Source organism: Paenibacillus sp. GCM10027627 (assembly GCF_042675505.1).
Taxonomy (GTDB): Bacteria; Bacillota; Bacilli; order Paenibacillales; family Paenibacillaceae; genus Pristimantibacillus.
The window spans coordinates 79361-100547 of record NZ_JBHTHB010000008.1 but is presented as its reverse complement, the minus strand read 5'-3'; the positions used below and the strand labels follow the sequence as shown (position 1 = coordinate 100547).

At 47.7% G+C, this 21187-nt stretch carries 20 protein-coding genes; 1 reads left to right on the top strand and 19 read right to left on the bottom strand.

Annotated features, from left to right (window positions below):
- Positions 1 to 207: 207 nt before the first annotated feature.
- Positions 208 to 456 carry an AbrB/MazE/SpoVT family DNA-binding domain-containing protein gene (locus ACFQZE_RS22575; protein WP_379361365.1) on the bottom strand — a complete coding sequence of 83 codons (249 nt, stop codon included), beginning with the start codon at positions 454 to 456 and terminating at the stop codon, positions 208 to 210.
- Positions 457 to 574: 118 nt separating this feature from the next.
- On the bottom strand, positions 575 to 1039 hold the full coding sequence (gene trmL / locus ACFQZE_RS22570) for a tRNA (uridine(34)/cytosine(34)/5-carboxymethylaminomethyluridine(34)-2'-O)-methyltransferase TrmL (protein WP_379361362.1): 465 nt from the start codon (positions 1037 to 1039) through the stop codon (positions 575 to 577).
- A 124-nt stretch (positions 1040 to 1163) separates the two neighbouring features.
- Between trmL and ACFQZE_RS22565 the strand changes: the two genes are divergently transcribed.
- Entirely contained in the window at positions 1164 to 1883 is a 720-nt protein-coding gene (locus tag ACFQZE_RS22565) for a response regulator transcription factor (RefSeq protein WP_379361360.1), read from the top strand.
- A 69-nt stretch (positions 1884 to 1952) separates the two neighbouring features.
- Here the strand turns inward: ACFQZE_RS22565 and serC are convergent, their stop codons facing one another.
- The 17 genes from serC to mqnC all read right to left on the bottom strand — a co-directional run bounded on the left by serC (position 1953) and on the right by mqnC (position 21079).
- Positions 1953 to 3038: a 3-phosphoserine/phosphohydroxythreonine transaminase gene (gene serC, locus ACFQZE_RS22560; RefSeq protein ID WP_379361358.1), complete on the bottom strand. Its 1086-nt coding sequence runs from the start codon at positions 3036 to 3038 to the stop codon at positions 1953 to 1955.
- Between the two features lie 200 nt (positions 3039 to 3238).
- The gene (glnA, locus tag ACFQZE_RS22555; RefSeq protein WP_379361356.1) at positions 3239 to 4663 is read right to left on the bottom strand and encodes a type I glutamate--ammonia ligase; all 1425 of its coding nucleotides are present in this window, start codon (positions 4661 to 4663) and stop codon (positions 3239 to 3241) included.
- A gap of 456 nt (positions 4664 to 5119) precedes the next feature.
- Positions 5120 to 6184 carry a 3-deoxy-7-phosphoheptulonate synthase gene (aroF, locus tag ACFQZE_RS22550; RefSeq protein ID WP_379361354.1) on the bottom strand — a complete coding sequence of 355 codons (1065 nt, stop codon included), beginning with the start codon at positions 6182 to 6184 and terminating at the stop codon, positions 5120 to 5122.
- A 257-nt stretch (positions 6185 to 6441) separates the two neighbouring features.
- Entirely contained in the window at positions 6442 to 7401 is a 960-nt protein-coding gene (locus tag ACFQZE_RS22545; protein ID WP_379361352.1) for a 4-hydroxy-3-methylbut-2-enyl diphosphate reductase, read from the bottom strand.
- 43 nt (positions 7402 to 7444) lie between these two features.
- Positions 7445 to 8971: a sensor histidine kinase gene (locus ACFQZE_RS22540; protein ID WP_379361350.1), complete on the bottom strand. Its 1527-nt coding sequence runs from the start codon at positions 8969 to 8971 to the stop codon at positions 7445 to 7447.
- Between the two features lie 4 nt (positions 8972 to 8975).
- The gene (locus tag ACFQZE_RS22535; protein ID WP_379361348.1) at positions 8976 to 9668 is read right to left on the bottom strand and encodes a response regulator transcription factor; all 693 of its coding nucleotides are present in this window, start codon (positions 9666 to 9668) and stop codon (positions 8976 to 8978) included.
- Positions 9669 to 9736: 68 nt separating this feature from the next.
- Entirely contained in the window at positions 9737 to 11389 is a 1653-nt protein-coding gene (locus ACFQZE_RS22530) for a S1C family serine protease (RefSeq protein ID WP_379361345.1), read from the bottom strand.
- A gap of 182 nt (positions 11390 to 11571) precedes the next feature.
- Entirely contained in the window at positions 11572 to 11985 is a 414-nt protein-coding gene (locus ACFQZE_RS22525; protein ID WP_379361343.1) for a YugN family protein, read from the bottom strand.
- Positions 11986 to 12043: 58 nt separating this feature from the next.
- Positions 12044 to 12709: a response regulator gene (locus ACFQZE_RS22520; protein ID WP_379361341.1), complete on the bottom strand. Its 666-nt coding sequence runs from the start codon at positions 12707 to 12709 to the stop codon at positions 12044 to 12046.
- Positions 12709 to 13740: a histidine kinase gene (locus ACFQZE_RS22515; protein ID WP_379361339.1), complete on the bottom strand. Its 1032-nt coding sequence runs from the start codon at positions 13738 to 13740 to the stop codon at positions 12709 to 12711. Before ACFQZE_RS22515 ends, ACFQZE_RS22520 begins: the two co-directional genes overlap by 1 nt.
- A 7-nt stretch (positions 13741 to 13747) precedes the next feature.
- On the bottom strand, positions 13748 to 14803 hold the full coding sequence (gene liaF / locus ACFQZE_RS22510) for a cell wall-active antibiotics response protein LiaF (protein WP_379361337.1): 1056 nt from the start codon (positions 14801 to 14803) through the stop codon (positions 13748 to 13750).
- 227 nt (positions 14804 to 15030) lie between these two features.
- A complete protein-coding gene (locus ACFQZE_RS22505) occupies positions 15031 to 15189 on the bottom strand; it encodes a hypothetical protein (protein ID WP_379361335.1) in 159 nt (52 codons plus the stop codon).
- A gap of 57 nt (positions 15190 to 15246) precedes the next feature.
- The gene (locus ACFQZE_RS22500) at positions 15247 to 15795 is read right to left on the bottom strand and encodes a 3D domain-containing protein (RefSeq protein ID WP_379361333.1); all 549 of its coding nucleotides are present in this window, start codon (positions 15793 to 15795) and stop codon (positions 15247 to 15249) included.
- Positions 15796 to 15876: 81 nt separating this feature from the next.
- Positions 15877 to 17805 carry a threonine--tRNA ligase gene (gene thrS / locus ACFQZE_RS22495; protein ID WP_379361331.1) on the bottom strand — a complete coding sequence of 643 codons (1929 nt, stop codon included), beginning with the start codon at positions 17803 to 17805 and terminating at the stop codon, positions 15877 to 15879.
- Between the two features lie 412 nt (positions 17806 to 18217).
- Positions 18218 to 19153 (bottom strand): putative sporulation protein YtxC, encoded by a 936-nt coding sequence (locus ACFQZE_RS22490; protein WP_379361329.1) that lies wholly within the window; start codon positions 19151 to 19153, stop codon positions 18218 to 18220.
- A 138-nt stretch (positions 19154 to 19291) separates the two neighbouring features.
- Positions 19292 to 19729 carry a hypothetical protein gene (locus ACFQZE_RS22485; RefSeq protein ID WP_379361327.1) on the bottom strand — a complete coding sequence of 146 codons (438 nt, stop codon included), beginning with the start codon at positions 19727 to 19729 and terminating at the stop codon, positions 19292 to 19294.
- A gap of 213 nt (positions 19730 to 19942) precedes the next feature.
- Positions 19943 to 21079, bottom strand: a complete 1137-nt coding sequence (gene mqnC / locus ACFQZE_RS22480; RefSeq protein WP_379361325.1) for a cyclic dehypoxanthinyl futalosine synthase — start codon at positions 21077 to 21079, stop codon at positions 19943 to 19945.
- Positions 21080 to 21187 lie beyond the last annotated feature (108 nt).

Here is a 21187-nt window from a genome sequence, read left to right as displayed (position 1 = left end):
TCATTGTCATGACCGTGCTAATCTTGTTTATTACAGCGATTCTCACGAGTTCTTATAATGACGACAAGACCAAAGGCTTGTAAAAACCTCTTGTTACTTTTGGAGATGAACAAATGAAGCTTCCAATTCTAAGCTCAGCTTAGCGTTGGAAGCTTCATTTCGTTTAAGAAGCGACCGACGGCTTAGCGAACGGTTCGCTCTTGCCGACTAGCGCTTCAGATATCCCATCTCACCCATACACTCATCACAAACATAACGATCCTTGAATTCGCGAACTTCGTTCATCGAACCGCAGAAAACGCATTTTGGACGGTAACGCTCTAGAATGATATGGTCGCCTTGAACGAATATTTCAACGGGGTCGCCCTCGTTCATTAAATATCGTTTACGTAATGATTTCGGAAGCACAATACGTCCAAGCTGGTCAACCTTTCTTACAACGCCTGCTGGTTTCATCAGTTTCACCTCTTTTGTGTCTAGTTTGTAAGCAGCATGAGAAACCTTTGCAATACTACTGTTTCGACGTTGAAACGATAATTCCTTCCCCATTTTTTAAATTGTAATATTCGAAAAATTATTTCAATCCGGGGAATCCGATTTGCCTAAAAGCTTCGTAAACGATAATCGCCGCCGAGTTAGCCAAATTAAGCGATCGAACGTTGCTTGTCATAGGCATCCGAATACAAGTGGCCAGGTTAGCCTCAATGAGCGGCTGAGGCAGTCCTTTCGTTTCTTTGCCAAACACAAAAAAGTCGCCGTCGCGATATTGGAATTCGGAATAAACCTTAGTCGCTCGCGTGCTGGCGTAAAAAAAACGTCCATCGGGAAACAAATCCTGTACTTCTTGAAAGGAATCATGGTAATGCACCTGAACGGAATGCCAGTAATCAAGCCCGGCACGCTTCAGTGTACGGTCATCCGTATCAAAGCCAAGCGGTCTGACTAAATGAAGATGTGTGCCCGTTGCGGCACAAGTTCTTGCGATGTTGCCTGTATTGGCCGGAATTTCCGGCTCGACTAGTACAATATGAAATGCCATAACTTTTATTATCCCACCTTACAAAACACTATGATTTTTACACTGGCTTTACGCACCGTTAATCTTGGGCGTAAGTTATGCCTTCATAATAAACAATATATTAGGAGGCAAAGGAGCTAGGTTGATGCGCAAAAAGATTTTGGTTGTGGATGACGAACCTTCCATCTCCATGTTGATCGAATTTAATTTAAAACTGGCGGGGTACGAGGTAAGATGCGTAAGCGATGGCGAAGCCGTTTTCGACATGCTGAAACCATTCCGGCCCGATCTAATCGTGCTTGACCTTATGCTGCCCAAAATGGATGGAATTCAAGTTTGCCGCGAGCTGCGGAAACAAAACAATGGCGTGCCTATCGTCATGCTGACAGCATTGCAGGATGTGACGGACAAAATAACTGGTTTGGATAACGGAGCCGACGATTATATGACGAAGCCGTTCAGTCCGCAAGAGCTTATCTCTCGTATAGGTGCTATCTTCAGACGGCTGCAAACATTGCCAGGCGCTACTGTCGATACGTTATTTTCTATCGGACGTCTTATCGTCCATGCCGATCAGCGTGAAGTCTATAACGATGGAAAACTCGTAGAGCTGACGCCAAAAGAATTCGAGCTGCTGTTATTCCTATGCAAGCATAAGGGCAAAGTGCTTAGCCGTCAACAGCTGCTGCACGGCGTCTGGGACTACCATTTCCTCGGCGATACAAGAATAGTAGACGTTCATATCAGCCATTTAAGAGACAAGATTGAAAAGAATGCACGCACGCCTGAATATATAATGACCGTTCGTAATGTTGGATACAAAATGCACGGCCCCGCTCATGGAGCGGAAACATCGCTAGCGTAAGCCGCTCCCATAAAAGACCGCCCTGCCTTCGCTTCGAGCGATAAGAAGGGCGGTCTATTTTGGTTTCGTTTAGCCGTTTTGTTTCTGGAATTCAGCCATAAACTGAGCAAGAGCCTGACAGCTTTCAAGAGGAACAGCGTTATAAGTCGATGCTCTCAGCCCGCCGACATCGCGATGGCCTTTCAAGCCGACGAAACCTTCCTGCTCGGATTGTTTAATAAACCGTTTTTCCAGCTCTTCGCTGCCGAGACGGAACGTAATATTCATAACGGAACGGCTGTTAGGCTGCGCGCAGCCTTGGTAGAAGCCGCCGCTTCCATCGATCGCATCGTAAATCAATTTGGTTTTGTCAGCGTTGTATTGCTGCATCTGAGCGATGCCGCCTCTTTCCTTTATCCATTTCAAAACTAAAGTAACCATGTAAACAGAGAAGGAAGGAGGTGTATTGTAAAGCGAGCTGCTTTTGGCATGGGTATCGTAGCGGAAAATAGCCGGAATCGATTTCGGGCTGTCCTGTGCCAAATCGTCGCGAATAATGACGACCGTTACGCCGGATGGACCGAGATTTTTTTGCGCTCCCGCATAAATGACGCCAAACTTGCTTACGTCAATGGAACGGGATAAAATGTCGCTGGACATATCGGCAATCAAAGGGATATCGCCCGTATCTGGAAATGCATGGAACTGGGTTCCGCCTATCGTTTCGTTGGAAGTCAGATGCAAGTATGAGGCATTCGCCGGAACAACAATTTCCGACAAGTCTGGCACACGCATATAATTGTCCGCTGCCGTCGTCGCCGCAATGACGGTGTCGCCTATCAGCTTAGCTTCTTTAATCGCTTTGTCGGCCCATGCGCCGGTCTGAACGTATGCTCCGGGGCGGCCTTCGCGCAGCAGATTCATAGGAAGCATTGCAAACTGGGTGCTTGCGCCGCCTTGAAGGTACAATACGCGGTAATTGTCCGGAATTCCGAACAATTCTTTCATTAGTTCCTGCGCCTCGTTGTTTACTCCTTCATACAGCGGACTTCTATGGGACATCTCCATAATCGACATTCCCGCACCGTGATAATCGACAAATTGTTCCTGCGCCTGCTGCAGCACTTCTAGCGGAATTGCCGCCGGGCCTGCATTAAAATTAAAAGCTCTTGCCATCTTTTCTCCCACCCCTTCATCTTTGTACATGATATGGCTATGATAGCAATTTTGAACGGCCGCTTCAAGTAGATTCCATATAAAAATATAGATAAAAGTCGAACATCTTTACGATTTAAGTCGAAAAATATTCGGTTTTTGGACAACAAAAAAAAAGCGAGCCTGCTGGCTCGCTTCCTTGAATCTCTGTTCGATTGGGATTAGCAACCGAAATAGAGGCTGTATTCATGCGGGTGGATGCGGATGCTAACCGCTTTTGCTTCCGAACGTTTAAGAGCGACATAGTTGTCGATGAAGTCTTGGGAGAATACGCCGCTTTCAGTCAAGAAACCGGAATCCGCTTCAAGAGCGTCAAGCGCCTCGTCGAGTGTACCAGGTACGCTGCGGATTTCTTTTTTCTCTTCTTCTGGCAGATCGTAAATGTTTTTGTCGAATGGTCCGTAGCCAAGAGCAACTGGATCAAGACCTTTCTTAATGCCGTCAAGACCTGCAAGCAGCATAGCCGCAAACGCAAGGTAAGGGTTAGCTGTGGAGTCCGGAGTACGGAACTCGATACGACAGCCTTTAGGCGTTACTGCAGCGATTGGAATACGTACCGCAGCGGAACGGTTGCCTTTCGAGAATACCAAGTTAACCGGAGCCTCGTAACCAGGTACCAAACGCTTAAAGGAGTTTGTGCTTGGGTTTGTGATTGCGATAAGAGCAGGAGCGTGGTGCAATACGCCTGCGATATAGTTCATCGCCATTTTGCTAAGGTTAGCGTACTCTTTGTTGTCATAGAACAAAGGAGTGTCGCCGTCAAAAATCGACGTATGAACGTGCATGCCGCTTCCGTTGTCGCCGAACAATGGTTTTGGCATGAATGTAGCCACTTTGCCCCATTGGCGAGCAACGTTGTGAACGATGTATTTATATTTAAGAAGATTGTCAGCCGTTTTAGTCAAAGTGTCGAAGCGGAAGTTGATTTCGCCTTGGCCCGCTGTAGCCACTTCATGGTGATGGCGCTCTACGCGAAGGCCGGATTCTTGCATCAAACGAACCATTTCGCTGCGGATATCTTGTTGAGTGTCAACTGGAGCTACTGGAACATAGCCGCCTTTAACTGGAACTTTGAAGCCCAGGTTGCCGCCTTCTTCCTTGCGGGAAGAGTTCCATGCGCCTTCTTCGGAATCTACCGAGAAGAAAGAAGTGTTCATCGAGCTTTCATAACGAACGTCGTCAAAGATAAAGAATTCGGATTCAGGTGCAAAAAATGCAGTTGTGCCGATGCCTGTCGATTGCAGGTACTCTTCCGCTCTTTGAGCGATGCTGCGCGGGTCGCGGTCATAACGCTCGCCGTCTGGAGTATGGATGTTACACATGATGTTCAAAGTTGGATGGCTTGTAAAAGGATCGATATATGCCGTTTCCGTGTCTGGCATCATAACCATATCGGATTCTTCAATACCGCGGAAACCAGGGATCGAAGATCCATCAAATGCAACGCCGTTTACAAAAGTATCAGCGTCCACCTCTGTTGATGGTAGAGAAATGTGGTGAGCACCGCCGCCCAATCCCACAAAACGGAAATCCACAAACTGAATGTTGTTTTCTTTAATTAGCTCCAAAACTTTTTGAACTGACATCTAAACTTCCTCCATTTCCGAACATTCGCTGGTATTTGAACATCTAATGTTCAATAATTGCTCCAAATCTTGTTGTTATTATAAAACTACCGTTTCCACTCCGTCAATAGCTATGTCAGGTATTTTTTATCGCCATGTCAGGTATACTTACAAGTTTGAACAACAGTTCACAATGGTAGCGTTTTCTTGGATAAATTGCCCGTCCGGCTTGCAGTTAAAGGACGAACAATAAAAAGACCAGCCGCAACGGACACCGTTACACTGGTCTTCATTTCATAAGGTTATTGTAAATGCTTTTCCGCGCGGATGCTGCATAATCGCAATCTTTGCGAATGTTTCGCTTTTTCCGCATTAGCAAGCTTCCGAACGATTTTGTTGATTCATTAGCTCACATTAGCTATTAAATACATCTGCCGTTCCGTTTTACCGCGTTACAGCAGCCAATGTTCGGCTTCTTTATACAATCGCCCATTCTTTGAACGCTTCGGCGGGCTCTTTTTTCGTATCAAACTTTTTGCCGACGATCGGTGCCAGTTGCTCCAAATCTTTCAGCAGTGCGGCAAATTGATCCGGGAACAACGACTGTACGCCGTCGCCCGTCATGGAATTGTCGGGATCGGTATGCATTTCTACAATCAGACCGTTTGCGCCCGCCGCTACAGAAGCTTTGGACATCGGCTCTACGAGCTCGCGGCGTCCTGTGCCGTGGCTTGGGTCCGAAATGACCGGAAGATGGCTGAGCGATTGAAGAACGGGAATAGCCGTCAAATCAAGCGTGTTTCTTGTATAGGTTTCAAAAGTCCGTATTCCACGCTCGCAAAGCATTACGTTTGGATTGCCGCCCGCCAAAATGTACTCTGCCGCGTTCAAGAACTCGTCGTATGTCGAGCTGAATCCGCGTTTAAGCAGAACAGGGGTTTGAATCGTTCCTAGTTTGCGAAGCAGATCAAAGTTTTGCATATTTCTAGTTCCCACCTGCAAAATGTCCGCGTATTCCGCACATACATCCACATATTCCGGCGTCATCACTTCTGTAATCGTCAGGAGGCCGTGCTTCCTGCCCGCATCCGCCATCATCTTAAGCCCTTCCACCCCTACGCCTTGGAAGCTGTAAGGACCCGTTCTTGGCTTGAAAGCTCCGCCGCGCAGCACCTGGCCGCCTGCCGCTTTCACCAGTCTTGCGATCTCATCGATCTGCTCCGGCGTTTCCACCGCGCAAGGTCCGCCCATAATAACGAGATTTTCTCCGCCAATCTTTACTCCCTTTAATTCAATAACCGTATCGTCTGGATGAAAATCGCGGCTCGCCAGCTTGTATGACTTCGAAATTTTAATAACGTTGTCTACTCCTTTCATTTGACGCAAATGTTCCGCAAGAGCCGGCTCGGCTTTGCCGACAATACCGATAACGGTACGGTCCGTTCCTCTCGACACATGTGCCTGCACTCCCGCATTTTCAATGACAGCTACAATTTCCTGAATTCGCTCATCGGCGATATTGTTTTTTGTAATGACAATCATGACCATCTCTCCTTATCGGGATTCGCATCACTTCCGCGCATGCGATTTCCACCCTTTTACTTTTGTACTTTTAAGCTTTTATGCTTTTTGGCTTTTATGCTTTTTGGCTTTTATGCTTTTTGGCTTCTATGCTTTTAATCGCTAAAGTAAATATAACGGATTTTGCCGTAAACGTCAACAGGCGCCGCATAACGTTCACATTTCGGGTGGAAAAGAAAAAAGACGGAACGTCCACCGGGACCCCCGTCTATGCACCATTATGACGCGCTTTCGCTTGTTTTCACTTTTACATTTGGCAATAGCTTGTTCATATTGACCGTTCTTTTCAGTTCCCAAGTAGAAGGATCGCGGTAATCATATTGCTCCAAATACGTAATAACTTCTTTTGTAATCGGAGTCGGAGTCGAGGCACCTGAAGTAACGGCAACGCGGTCAATTCCTTGCAGCCATTCCTGCTTGATCTCGCTCACATCGGAAACCCGATACGCCGTCACACCCGCAATTTCCTCCGATACTTGAGCCAGTCGATTGGAGTTATTGCTCTTCGGATCGCCCACAACAATACAGAGCTGAGCGACGCCTGCTTGTTCCGCTACCGCTTCTTGGCGGACCTGCGTGGCTAGGCAAATTTCGTTATGCACCTCGGCATGAGGATATTTCTCCTTCAGCTTCTGCATGATGTGCCTAATATCCCATTGCGACATCGTAGTCTGATTAGTAATGACGACTCGCCCATCCGGCACATTTAAGCTGTCGATTTCCTCTTCTCTTTCAATGAGATGAACGAGGTCTGGAGCAACGCCAATCGCCCCTTCCGGTTCGGGATGGCCTTTTTTTCCAATATAAATAATGTGGTAGCCTTCGGACGTCTTCAAACGAATGAGATCATGCGTCTTCGTCACATCCGGACAAGTGGCGTCGACGATGGCCAGCCCCTTAAGACGTGCCCGCTCGCGCACTTCCGGAGAAACGCCATGCGCTGTAAAAATGACGGTTCCTTCGTTGATTTGATCCAATATTTCAAGTCGATTAGCTCCATCGAGCGTAATGACGCCTTCCTTTTCAAAAGCGTCCGTCACATGAGCGTTATGCACAATCATGCCTAAAATATAAATCGGCCTTGGCATATTCAAGTTTTTGGCCGTTTGCAAAGCGAGCACCATTGCATCGACCACTCCGTAACAATAGCCCCGCGGCGATATTTTCACAATTTCCATCCCTTGCACCTGCTTTCTGACAGGGATTCCGCTATAATTGCGCTTAATCCCGAATCGTGTCCGTACTTTCCATTATAGTCGAATCTCCCTGTCCAGAAAAGTCCACCGGAAGCCAGATCGTAAAAGTAGAGCCTTCGTTCTCCCGAGTGACGACCTCGACTGCCCCGCCATGCTCATCCAATATCCATTTGGCGATCGATAAGCCGAGACCTGTGCCCACCGTCACGCCGCGAGATTCGTCAGCCCGGTAGAAGCGATCGAAAATATGCGGAATTTCCTCTGGGTTCATACCGATTCCCGTATCCCGAATGTTCCAGCCGACATGACGCTCCTTTCTGACGGAGCTTAGCTCAACGTAGCCCGATGGCGTATACTTAAATGCATTTTCAATAAAAATGAATAGCAGCTGCTGCAAATAATTGGAGTTCCCGTTGACAAAAACGCCGCTCAGCTTCGTTAAATCTCCTACGCGCCAATCTGCCGTTCGCGGCAGCAGCTGCGCCCGGCGCACAACCTCTTCCGTTAGAGATTGCAGCTCCAGGCTGCTTTTTTCCATCATATAACCAGCATCCGCCCGGGCGAGCGCAAGCAAATCGCTGACGAGCGCAGTCATCCTTTTTGCCTCGGCGGCTATATCGGACATCGCTTCGCTGGACATTTTCCAATGCTCCCCGTTTAGCTGCAAGCCTCCGTCCCCAGTTGAAGACAGACGAGACTCATCCGTCGCTTTGCTCCACATCTTCTCAAGCAGCTCGATATTACCCCTAATGGTAGTGAGCGGCGTTCGCAGCTCATGAGAGGCGTCGGAGACGAATCTTCGCTGCACCTTATATGCATCGTCCAGCTCGTTGTATGCCGTTTCAAGCCGTGACAACATTTTGTTCAGCGTGTCGACCAGCATGCCAACTTCGTCTCTTGGCCCTTCCGCGGGAATTCGTACGCTGAGATCGGATCCTTTTTCAATTTGTTTCGTCGCCTGGATCACCTTTTCAATTGGCCGAAGAGCTTGACGCGCAATGAGCATGCCCACTGAAAACGCAATCGCCACAACAATAATGGAATAGAAAATAAGTGTATTGCGCAAGCCGGTCATATATTTGTCTTCGTTAAACGTCAGCACGCCAACTTGAAGCAAGCCGACCAGTTCGCCATCGTTAAGCGTAACGGGTCTTTGATACGTGATCATCCCGTATTTTGTTTTGCCGATGTTAAATTGCGTTTTCGTAAAACCTAGCGCTGGTTTGCTTGCTCCGTCAGGGTAAGGAATGACTAGCGCCTGCTGCGTCAAATTATGAGACTGTCGTATATAGCCCTCCCGATAATTGACTAGCTGCACATATACATCCTTGTCTTCGATGCGCGATTCTCTGTCCAAATTCAAATCCAAAACATTGTCACCCAAAAAGAATGTGCTATTGATTCCAAGACTTTCGCTCTGTTTTTTCACTTGTTCGCGCAAATCTTCGTACGTATTCCAATTTACAAACATATACAAGCTGATTCCGAATAAAAGAAGCGTCGCCGCCAGAAGTCCGGAATACCACAAAGTAAGGCGAAGCCGAATCGACATACCGTTAACCCGCCTCTCCCCTCAGCACATAACCCGTACCGCGTACGGTTTGAATAAGGCGCTTGCATCCACCTTCCTCCACCTTTTGGCGCAGCATAGCAATATAAACTTCCAGAACGTTGGACTCGCCGCTGAAATCGTATCCCCAAATTTTTTCCATAATCGCGTCTCTGGTCAGCACCCGCTTCGGGTTTTGCATAAAGAGCAGCAGCAAATCGTATTCCTTGCTTGTTAGCTCGATGCGTCTTCCGGCACGAACAGCTTCCCTAGCGTCCATATCGAGCACCAAATCGTCAAACGTGAGCTGACTTGCCGCCTCCTCCAGCTTGTCCGACTTCCGCCGCAGCAGTGCCCTTGCTCTTGCAAGCAGCTCTTCTAGGGCAAACGGCTTTACCAAATAATCGTCCGCGCCCAGATCAAGTCCTTTCACTCGGTCGGAAATATCGTCTTTTGCCGTTAACATCATGATAGGCACGGCGCTGCCGCTTTCTCTCACTCTGCGGCAAACTTCCCAGCCGTCGATTTGCGGCATCATCACATCCAAAATAAGCAAATCTGGATCTACCGTAAGCAGAACCTTTAATCCTTCAGAGCCATTGGAAGCCGTTGTGACCTCATAACCTTCAAACGCCAAGCTCCGGCGCAGCATAGAAATAATTTTGTCGTCATCGTCTACCACTACAATATGCGGCCTCATCGCATTTTCTCCTTTTGCTGAACAAAAAGCGCAGAGAAAGCAAACTCCGCGCTTTTTGAACCTAATCTTTATTCTTGTAATCCAAATACGTTTTTGTCGCCGATTTCAACAACTACGTTAATCGCTTCTTTTTGGCGGATGACATTAAACTCTACCTTATCTCCAACCTTTTTTTCTTGAATCGCTTTAATGAGAGCATCCGTCGTTGTAACGGCTTTGCCTCCGATGCCGGTAATGACATCAAATTGTTTAAGGCCGGCTAAATATGCCGGGGAGTTGTAATAAACGCTCTTCACCAAAGAACCTTCCGCTTTTTCTACGCCAAGTTGCTTCGCAAATTCTTCTGTCATTTGATACAATTCCGCGCCGATGAACGGAGCCGGCTCCTTCGGCACTTCCTTATTGTTTTTCAAGCTGTCCAGCACTTCGTTGATTGTACTTGTCGGAATGGCAAATCCGATGCCTTGGGCTTGCGAGCTGACCGCCGTATTAATGCCGATGACTTCACCCTTTACGTTAAGAAGAGGGCCGCCGGAGTTGCCCGGATTAATGGAAGCGTCCGTTTGCAGCAAATGTTTGTAGTTTCTTTCGCCTTGCTGATCCTGTATATCGATTGGACGTTCCTTAGCGCTAAGAACGCCTACCGTAATCGTATGGTCAAAGCCGTAAGGATTGCCGATAGCCACTACCCAGTCGCCGATATTGACTTCATCGGCGCTGCCGAGTGGAAGCGTCGGGAATGCCTTCTCGCCTTCGATTTTCAATACTGCGAGATCAAGCTCGTAGCTGTTGCCAAGCAGTTTGGCTGTAAACGGCTTATCGTAGCCTTGAACAGTAACCCGAATCTCGTCCGAATTTCCAACAACATGCTGATTGGTTAAAATGTAGCCCGTCGAATCAAAGAAAAATCCGGTGCCGATGCCCGATTGCTGCATTTCTCCACCTTGGCCTCCTTGATTAGGCTGAATCGCTTCCGGGTAGTTGTCGCCAAAAAATTGGCGGAAAAACGGATCGTCAAGCAGCCCCCCGCCTCCGCTGTTAGTTTGCGGATTAACAAAAGTTTCGATTTTGACGACCGCCGGGCTTGCCGTTTCAAACAATTGGGCAATATTGTCCGGCCGGTCCATAACAGCCGAAGCGGTAGAGCCGCTTGAGCCGGAGCTGGCACTTGTACCGGAGCCCGAGCCTGACTGTGTCGCAGCTACCGAATCGCCGGGAGTGAACCAGTTGCGGACATCCGCCGTATACATCAGTCCTCCGACAACAAGCACCCCCGCCAAAAAGGAAGCCACTATCGATTTAAATGAAGTGCCGCGTTTCTCTTTTCCCGGCCATCCATTTTGGTTTGCATTGCTTGAGGTTGTAAAAGGGCGGGCTTGCGGAACCGGAGCTTGTACCGCCTGACTATCGTTTGGATAGCCGTTATGCTCATATGGCCTTTGTTCGTAAGGTCTTTGTTCATATGATTTTGGCTCGATTGGTTTAGATTCAAACGGGCTATTGTTTTGTTCATAAGGTTTTGCGCTGGAAGCCGGGTCTGGCGCATTGTCCCCCGACATAGGACCGTATGAATAATAGTAGGAAGGTTTCGCCTGCCCATCGTTCGAGCTTGGTGCCGCAGGCTGGTTGTCCCCGTTGTCCCTGTGATTGCTTTCATTTTCTTTACCGTCCGTGTTGCGAAAGAAATCATCATATCCCTTTTTATTGTTCTGATCGTCCATACAGCTCTCTCCTCCGATCGACTTTAGCGTTGATCTATCGAAATGGTTTATTTATTAGTTCTATCATGCACATTCTACCTTAAAACAAACTGAAAAGGAATTTAATCTGAGATAAAAAAACTCCCCAATCGTTATTGGAGAGTCGTTCACGTATAGTCGGTATCCGGCCAAATCAAGCTGTTTCAAAAAGGGATAGATCGCTCCAGCTCCCGCACAATTTCGGTTCCGCGATCAATCCAGCGGCGCTCTACCTTCGCATCGGGATCGACAGGTGCTTGAAATTGGTCGAACATAGCGCCAACTACCCGAACCGAAGCTTCGGGATCATTGCCTTCATTGTACAGATGCTTAAGCACATATGGCTGCTCGAACCGAATTTGCGCGTTGTTTTCCGACAGCTCGCTGTCGAGATTGCCGTCGACGACTTGAAACGGAAGGCGAAGCCATACTTTATGGTCTTCGTCCAGCGCCCGGTCGAAGGAGCCTTTATCGTAATCCCAATTGCCTCCAAGCGCAAACTCTCTATTTGCTAGAAACACTTGCATTTCCGTAAACTTTTTCTCTTTGCCTTCTACGTCCGAAGAAATCGGAATCATGCCGCATACCCCCAGCTTTCCATCATTTACGGGGTAGTATGCGCGGCGGCCGCACCCATTATGCGCGTTTGGCCCAGCCTTTCCGGTGAGCCAGCACGGCAAGCTGAGTCCGATCCTCAAGCTCGCATTTCATCAGCAAGTTGCTGACATGAGTTTTTACCGTTTTGATGCTGATATGAAGCTCCTCGGCAATTTCTTTATTTGACATCCCTTCGGCAATAAGAAGCAAAACTTCCTTCTCTCTCTCCGTCAAATCCTCGTCGCCCGATTGAGCCGTACGCTGCCGCAGCCCTCTTGTCAGCGCCTGCGATACGTCGGCCGTCATCACGGGCATCCCTTTGAACGCTCCGTTGATCGCATAAATCAGCTCTTCCGCCGATACCGTTTTGAGGACGTAGCTTACTGCTCCAGCTTCTATTGCCGAATACACTTTATCGTCTTCCAGGAAACTGGTCAGCATTACAATTTTGGTTGAAGGATACTCCTCCATAATCGCCCTTGTTGTTTCAATCCCGTCCATCTCAGGCATCATTAAATCCATCAAAATGATGTGAGGCCGCTCTTCAGCCGCCGAATTGCCCAGCCATTTCAGCGCTTCTTTCCCATTGCCTGCCTCTGCAATGACATCCAATTTTGGGTCGAGCATTAAATAAGTGCGAAGTCCGATTCTTACCATATCGTGGTCGTCCACAATCATTACTTTTATTTTTCCCGATTCGTTCATTACTTCTGCTCTCCCCGGTACATTTTTGGTATCGTTACCTTCACTCTCGTGCCGCTGCCCACTTTGCTGACAATATCCGCCGTCCCTCCAAGCTTTTGCGCTCTCTCCTGCATGGTGGAGAGCCCATAGGAGCCGCCCTTTACTGCGTCCGCCTTAAAGCCTTTGCCGTCATCGGACAGCATCATCACAATTTGCCGCTCCGTATCCGCCAAAGTGAGCGTACAGCTTTCCGCCCCGGCGTGCTTGACGATGTTCGCCATCGCTTCCTGAATAATGAGAAACAGCTGATGCTCCTTCGCCTCGGTAAGCTGATCCGTTAAGCGCCATTCCATAGAGCCTTGCAAATTGTTTTGCCTGCAGTAATCGGGAAACCATTTGTCCAATGCTTCCTGGAGCGTTCTCCCTTCCAGTTCCATAGGACGAAGCTGGGCAATAAAGTTCCGCATTTGCTTCTGCGCCAAGTTGGACATATGAATCAGTTGATCCAGTACGGACGCAGCCCGCTTCTCATCGACCTGTTGAAGCTTGGGCAATGAGGAAGCGCACATATGAATAGCGAATAATTGCTGACTGACCGTATCGTGCAAATCTCTGGCCAGCCGCTTCCTCTCCTCAAGAACGGCGGCTTCGTTGGAAGCCGATGCGAGCAGCACCGTCTCTTCCCCCAGCTGCTGCAGCCGCTTCATTTTTTCCTGCATCTGCTCCGCCAGCTCGTTAAACTCATGATAAACGGGAGTAAAAGAATGATGGCCTGCTTCCGTAATTCGCACCTCATAGTTGCCGTTTACCGCTTGTTTCAAAGAAAGATGCAGCGTATCGAGCCTGCGTCCGAACCGCTGCGCCGCCCAGTAGCCGAAAGCGCCGCTAATAAGCAAAATAATAGCGCCCGACCACAGCTTCAGCTCCAGCAGCCCCGCATGCTCCGTCATCATGTTCCACAACAGAAAAGCAAGCAGCACGGAAACGACGGATGCCATTACGAACATTCCGATCAGTTCCCATTTGCCGCTGCGTAGAAAACGAACCATCATTGCCTGATCACCCTACCTTCATCACGCGAGTATCGCCGATGAAAGTGCTGACGATCAGCTTAATTTTTTTGTCTGCTTCCGAATATCTAGGAGACTGTGTCTTTACATTCGTAAAGATGCCGCCTTCATGCTGGCCCAAAATTTTAACATCGCCGATCAAAGCGCTGGTCACAACCTGTACGCCAATTTCAAAATCGTTCGGAATATAAACTTTAACGTCCCCTATAAAAGATGAGATGTTGATTTTCGTCTCGCCGAACGGAATTTGCGCTTTGGTCAGATCAAGCACGGTATCGCCGATAAAATGCGAAATATTTAGCGGCTTCAGCTCCCAATAGTCATGACCCATATGGATATCGCCGATAAAGCCGGAACGGTTGATGGAAGAAGAATCATTATGATTCCACCATTCAACATGCTCCTTATGGGAAGCTCCCCACTCGCTGCGCGATTTTTTCTTTTTCCATTTTTCGTAGCCGGCGTTTGAATTTGAATTCGAGTTTGGATTCGAATGTCCGTCAAAGGAAGCATTTTTCCCATATGAATATTCGGTCTTGGCAGAAGTCTTCTGCTGCGGTCTTTCGTTTTCTGTTCTCTCATCCTCAATGTCGCCGCTTTTTCCCGTTGGGTCTGGATGCAGCGGAGGAGCCGGCGGCACCTCCCGGTCATCCGTAAACGGACGATAGGACTTCCAATCATCATCCGGCGGAGCTTGCTTTTTGGAACGCGGGCTCCAGATCATTTTCAATCCGAAAATAATAATGACGACAGGGATAGCAAATGGAATAAGATCGCCAATCGACCAGCTGAAAAATTCCAAATTGTTGCCGAGGAACACGATTCCGATGAGCATAAGCAAACCGCCCCACCAGCTTGAACCGCCGTTGCGCCGCCCGCCAAGCAATTGGACAGCCCCGAAATAAATCAAAATACATGGCCAAAACGTAGAAAACAAATCTCCGATATCAAAGGTGACGTATCCCATCTGTCTAAGTAAAAAAACGACGCCTACCGAAATAATTACAACTCCGGTCAACAAACGGCTTGCGAAGTTTCCATTCATTCTGCACAGCTCCTTATGCACTATCATGATTATAAATCAAGTATACCCGATCTTTCTTTTTCAGCATAAGGGACGACCGATTGAAATTGTCCTCCGCCTCTAGACCGATCTATATGTAAAAATACGGATTTGCTGCTACATTATAATTCAGTCCATGACAAAAGAAAAGAGGAGCCGCTAAGCGTCTCCTCTTTTCTTTCATCGCATCGATGTAGCTTACATCAATGTTATTGTTGGTTTTGTTGGTTTTGATTGTTTTGTACCGCTTGGTTAGCGTTTTGGTTAGCAGCTTGGTTGTTAGCCGCGTTGTTTTGGTTGAACTCTTCAGCGAATTCAGCGTTGTACTTATTGTTTTGAGCTGCTTTGTTGTTTTTGTTTTTTGTCATGTCATTCACCTCCCCGTCCCCATTAGTATGGCATCGATACTTTTTCTTATGCAGACATTAAGACTCCAAATATGACTCAGGAATGCGCCTGCCTGCCTCGACCGCTTTGTTGATATCGTTCAACCATGCCTGAGTCAGCTTGCCGTTTCCTTTCCTCAATACTTGTACGTTAACTTTCCGCTTTCCCCACTGGGAATACACTTCTTTAATGGTTTCAAAATAGAGATCGATCCGATTCCCTTTAATAGCCGAGCCCGTATCCGCAACGACCCCGTACCCATATCCGGGAATAAACAGAAGGGTTCCAATGGGGAAAATTTTGGGATCGGCGGCGATGGTGGACACTTGATCCCGTCTTACTTTGACGCCAGAATAAGTAATTCCATAACCGGGATGTCCGGGCCGCTTGCCTGTAGACTCTACTCCTGCCGTATATCCTGTCGCCACGACCTCAATGAGCGCCGGAGCCGGTTTTTTCGCTTTCTGCTCCAATTGGAGAGCCGCTTCGGCCTCGCCGAGTGCCGACGGTACGCTAAATACGGCTGTTATCGATGCAACAAATACAAATATCGTTTTCCTTGCACAAAGAAAAAAGCTTGTAACCATGTGGGCAAACTCCTCCTCAGAGAAATATTGCCCCTATGGTACAAGCTTTATGCGTGTAAATTGTGGTGCCGCTGCTAACTACTATTCTTTTGAAGCAATCGCATTTTGCAACAGTGCGATAAGTTCAGCAGCAGGCATTGCGCCGAGGTCGCCATCGCCGCGTTTACGGACGGACACACCGCCGGCCTGCATTTCATTTTCGCCGACAACGAGCATATACGGCACTTTTTCAAGCTGCGCCTCGCGAATTTTGTAGCCCAGCTTTTCGTTGCGAAGATCGGCTTCTACACGAATGCCCGCTTCTTGAAGCTGCTCCGTCACTTGGCGGGCATACGCTTCGTAAGCTGTCGACACTGGAATCACTTTTGCTTGGACAGGCGACAGCCAAAGCGGCAGCGCTCCTGCAAAGTTTTCTAGAAGGAAAGCGGTCATACGCTCCATCGTACTAATAATGCCTCTATGGATAACGACTGGACGATGTTTCTTGCCGTCTTCTCCGACATATTCCAGCTCGAATCGCTCAGGAAGCAAGAAATCGAGCTGCGCAGTAGACAATGTTTCCTCTTTGCCAAGCGCCGTTTTAATTTGCACGTCCAACTTCGGACCGTAGAACGCCGCTTCGCCTTCCGCCTCAAAAAACGGCAGCTCCAGCTCTTCCACAACTTCTCTAAGCATGCGTTGAGACATTTCCCACATTTCATCGTTTTGGAAATATTTCTCTGTATCTTTAGGATCGCGGTAGGATAGACGGAAACGGTATTCTTTAATACCAAAATCTTCATATACTTTGCGAATTAAGTTGACGACGCGGGCAAATTCTTCTTTGATTTGATCTGGACGGCAGAAAATATGCGCATCGTTCAAAGTCATCGCTCTAACCCGGTGAAGGCCTGTCAGCGCCCCGGACATTTCGTAGCGGTGCATTGTACCTAACTCAGCAATACGCACAGGCAAGTCGCGGTAGCTTCTCATATCGCTTTTGAACACCATCATATGATGCGGACAGTTCATTGGGCGAAGAACCAGCTCTTCATTGTCCATAACCATCGTCGGGAACATGTCTTCGCTGTAATGCTCCCAGTGGCCCGAAATTTTGTACAGCTCTACGTTTGCAAGTACCGGAGTGTAAACATGCTGATAGCCGAGACGCTCTTCCAAGTCGACGATATAGCGTTCCATCGTTCTGCGGAGCTTGGCGCCGTTAGGCAGCCACAGCGGCAACCCTTGACCCACCTCGCGGGAAAAAGTAAATGTTTTCAGCTCACGGCCCAATTTACGGTGATCGCGTTTTTTCGCTTCCTCAAGGAAATGCAAGTGCTCATCTAGCTGAGCTTTCTTAGGGAAAGCCGTTCCGTAAATACGCTGCAGCATTTTGTTTTTGGAATCGCCTCTCCAGTAGGCGCCCGCTACGCTGAGCAGCTTAAAAGCTTTGATTTTGCTCGTTGAAGGCAAATGAGGACCGCGGCAAAGATCAAAAAATTCTCCTTGATCATAAACAGTCAGCTCGGTATCTACCGGAAGATCGCGAATCAGTTCCAGCTTCAAATAATCGTTTGCAAACAAAGCGAGAGCTTCGTCCCGGCTCACCACTTTGCGGCGAATATCCACGTTTTCGTTTACGATTTTGTTCATTTCCTTCTCAATGGCAGAAAGATCCTCAGGCGTAAGCGATTGCTCCATATCGATATCGTAATAGAAGCCGTCTTCAATAACGGGACCGATTCCTAGTTTAACGGCATCGCCTCCATAAAGACGTTTAAGAGCTTGTGCCAGCAAATGCGCTGTGCTGTGACGGTAAACTTCGAGCCCGTCCGCTCCGTCAAGTGTAACGATTTCGATAGCCGAATCCGCTTCGATCGGCGTGTATACGTCCACGACCTTGCCGTCCAGCTTGCCGGCGATCGCATTTTTTCTCAATCCTGGGCTAATAGAGCCCGCTACATCTTCAATGGTTGTTCCGGCGTCGTATTCCCTTACCGCGCCATCTGGAAAAGTGACTTTAATGCTCATTTCCATTCATCCTCCCGATCTTCTTCAATTGCAAGCAAAGCCTAGAAAACGCACAAAAAAAGCACGCATCCCGCAACAGGGACGAGTGCTTGTGCTCGTGGTTCCACCCTACTTCGACCGTATCCCAAACGATATCGTTTAAGAAACAGTCCTTGTATGATCTGATAACGGAGACTTCCGGTACGGCTTACAACCGATTCTCTGTAAGAACGGGTTCAACCGTACAGCTACAAGTGGGGTACATCCATCTGCGACAGGAAAGAACTTTCAGCCAAGGTTCTTCTCTCTGCTCAAGCGCTATGACGAATACATGTCACTTGTCATTGCTGTTTCAATCGTATATGTCGACTATTATAGACCCGCAAGCGGCATTTGGTCAAGAACTGTTCCAGCTCTAACCGGCCTGCAAGCTCTATGGCTGAATCCATTCGTCCAGCGTGCTGGAGCAGGAAGAGCATTGCAAGCATACATGTACCCGGCCGTCAAAAATCGTCTCGATGGTGCGGATCACTTGCATTTCGGGATTTCTTGTATGGATTTGAATTTGCTTTGGCGACACGGAAATTAAAGAGCTGATTACCATATCCTCAATATTCATTTCCGTCTCCAGCATTTCCGCCACAATCCGGTCGGCCGGCGGTTTTGGCTCAAGAGCTTGAAAGCTTCCGTCATAAAGCGCAAACTCATGCCCGCCCTTATGCAGCAGATGGACAAGAGGAACTTTTGATTCCTGAAGCTGGACAAAATATTTCAGCAAAGAAATAAACTCCTGATACTGCTTATCCAAAACATACTCATCCAGCGCATATTCCACGATTTCCGTTAACTCCTTGCGATAGGAGGACAGTCTGAATGTTAATAAGCCGCCAACGTTCAGCTCCGTCTGCTCCGCCAAATAACGTTCCACTTCTTCGGAAACTTTATTTTTTCTCCGCGCCCGGTCGGCTTCGTGAAATTTACTGCCAAGCGCCTCCCACTCCTTGCCGTGCAGCAGCTCATGGCAATACTTTTCGATGATAGAAGCGTCCATCCCGGAATGATTCCGGTATTTTTTTCTTATGATCGCCGAAAGCAGCTCGCCCTCCAGGTCGCTTACGACATATTCAGCTATCGCTTTAGCCGCCGACCGGTAAACGGCAGGCCCGTCTGTGAGCAGCTGAAATTTCGGCAAATTTGCCTTGCATTGGATGACCAAAGGTTCTGCCAGCCGGTATTCAATATCGGCGGCTTCCCCATCCTTTTGCGCGGCGATATGTAAATCAACGCATGCTTGTTCGGTCAGCAGCGCATTCAGCTTGCCAATCGAATGTTGAAGATGCTCAGGCATTGAAATTGTAAACAAATCCATGCTCTCACCCCTTTCCTTCCGTTACAGTATATGGCCCGAAGAGAGCGTATATACAAAGAAAGGTTTGGCATGAGCCGAATGTCTGCAAAGCCAATCTGAAACCTTGCCTAAATGACTAAATAATAGCTTTGCTTAATATTACATGACACGCTCGAAAGTCGAGATAAGCGAAATCTTGTACGGCTGTGAATACTGAAGAGATACATTTTTAATTCTTAAATAGATGGTACTGCCTGAGGGGAGAAGTATGTTGTATTTATACTTTTGTATAGAGTTGGGCAGGCTTGTTACTTGTATTTGTGGGTTATTATTGATTCGATATGCAAATAAAAGGTTGTTAACATTCTGATCCATAAGAGTGATATGAACATATCTAGGCAATATCGTGTTGTTTGTGTAATAATACCAATCTTCATCTAATTGCCCGTACACAGTTGCTTGATTCGATGCTCCGGGATTAGCTGCAAGCTGACAAGGAGCCGTTTCTTCACATACTCCAATAAGCGCAAATGTCGAGCTTGAAAAACTAAGAAGCATCACTATGCTCAAAATCAAAACGGCTAGTCTTCTCTTCATTTTACCCCTCCATCAAATGATTACTTTGAACATAGATTACATCATTTAGATAAAACCCTTATATAGGACGATGTAACTCTTTTTAAGACAATAAATCTCGCTTTTTGTTGAATTAAAAAGAATAAAAAAAATAAAAGCGCCGCAGGATAAATATCCTTGCGGCGCCAAGACTTTTCAGACCTATTTTAGATACTAGTTGCAACAGAGTATTTCCTAGTTTTGCATGACGAAATCGCGATCCGCTGTATCCGTTTCATGATACATCCGCAAAATGTTGTATTTCGTATCGCGCTGAGCCGGTATTTTTCCCGCTTCGCGTATCAATTGGAGAATAAGTTCAATATTGACCTTATGCGTCGTACCCGCGGCGGAGACGACATTTTCTTCAATCATCGTGCTTCCAAAATCGTTGCAGCCGTAGGAAAGCGACAGCTTGCCCATTTCGGGTCCCATCGTTACCCACGACGATTGGAAGTTGCGAATATTGTCCAGCATAATTCGGCTTGCCGCCACTATGCGCAAATATTCTTCGGGCTTTGCTTTGTCCAGTTTCAAGTTTGTGTTGTCTGGCTGGAAAGGCCACGAAATAAAAGCGAGGAAACCCGGAGTCGGATAGCCGTTCGCGATCACCTTATCTTGCTCGTCTCTAATGCGAACCATATGAAGCGCCCGCTCCTCAATCGTCTCCCCCAGTCCATATACCATCGTTGCTGTCGTATTCATGCCGTGACGATGAGCTGAATTCATGACATCCATCCAATCGGTCCATGAGCCTTTCATCCGGCTAATTTTCCTGCGTGTGCGGTCGTCCAATATTTCGGCCCCGCCGCCAGGCAATGAATCCAATCCCGCTTCATGAAGCTGCGCGACCACTTCGTCCAGCGACAAACCGTCAGACACAACTTTCATTTTCTGAATTTCTGCCGGGGAGAAGGAATGCATCGTAATGTGCGGGAATCTCGCCTTGATTTTGCGCAGCAAATCCAAATAATACGTAAACGGCAAATTAGGGTTTGTTCCACCCTGCATCAATATTTCCGTGCCGCCCACATTAACCGTTTCCTGAATCTTATTTAAAATGACTTCATCATCCAGCACATATCCTTCTTTGGAGCCAGGCGCGCGATAAAATGCGCAGAAACGGCAATAGACGTCGCAAACGTTCGTATAATTGACATTCCGTCCCACTACAAAAGTCGTAATCGGCTCGGGATGCCGTTTCAGCATAAGCTGGTTTGCTGTATGCCCCATTTTTTCAATTTGATCGGAAGCAAGCAGCTCCATTCCTTCTTCAAGCTCAACGCGCTCTCCGCGCAATGCTTTATCCAATATCCGGTCTATCGCGCTCATCCGCAAGACCTCCTTAGCTTATCAATCGTTACTACCTCATAACTCCATCCTAACATAGTTCATAAAAGATCGTCATCCACCAGGATCATTGCAATATGGCAAAATAAC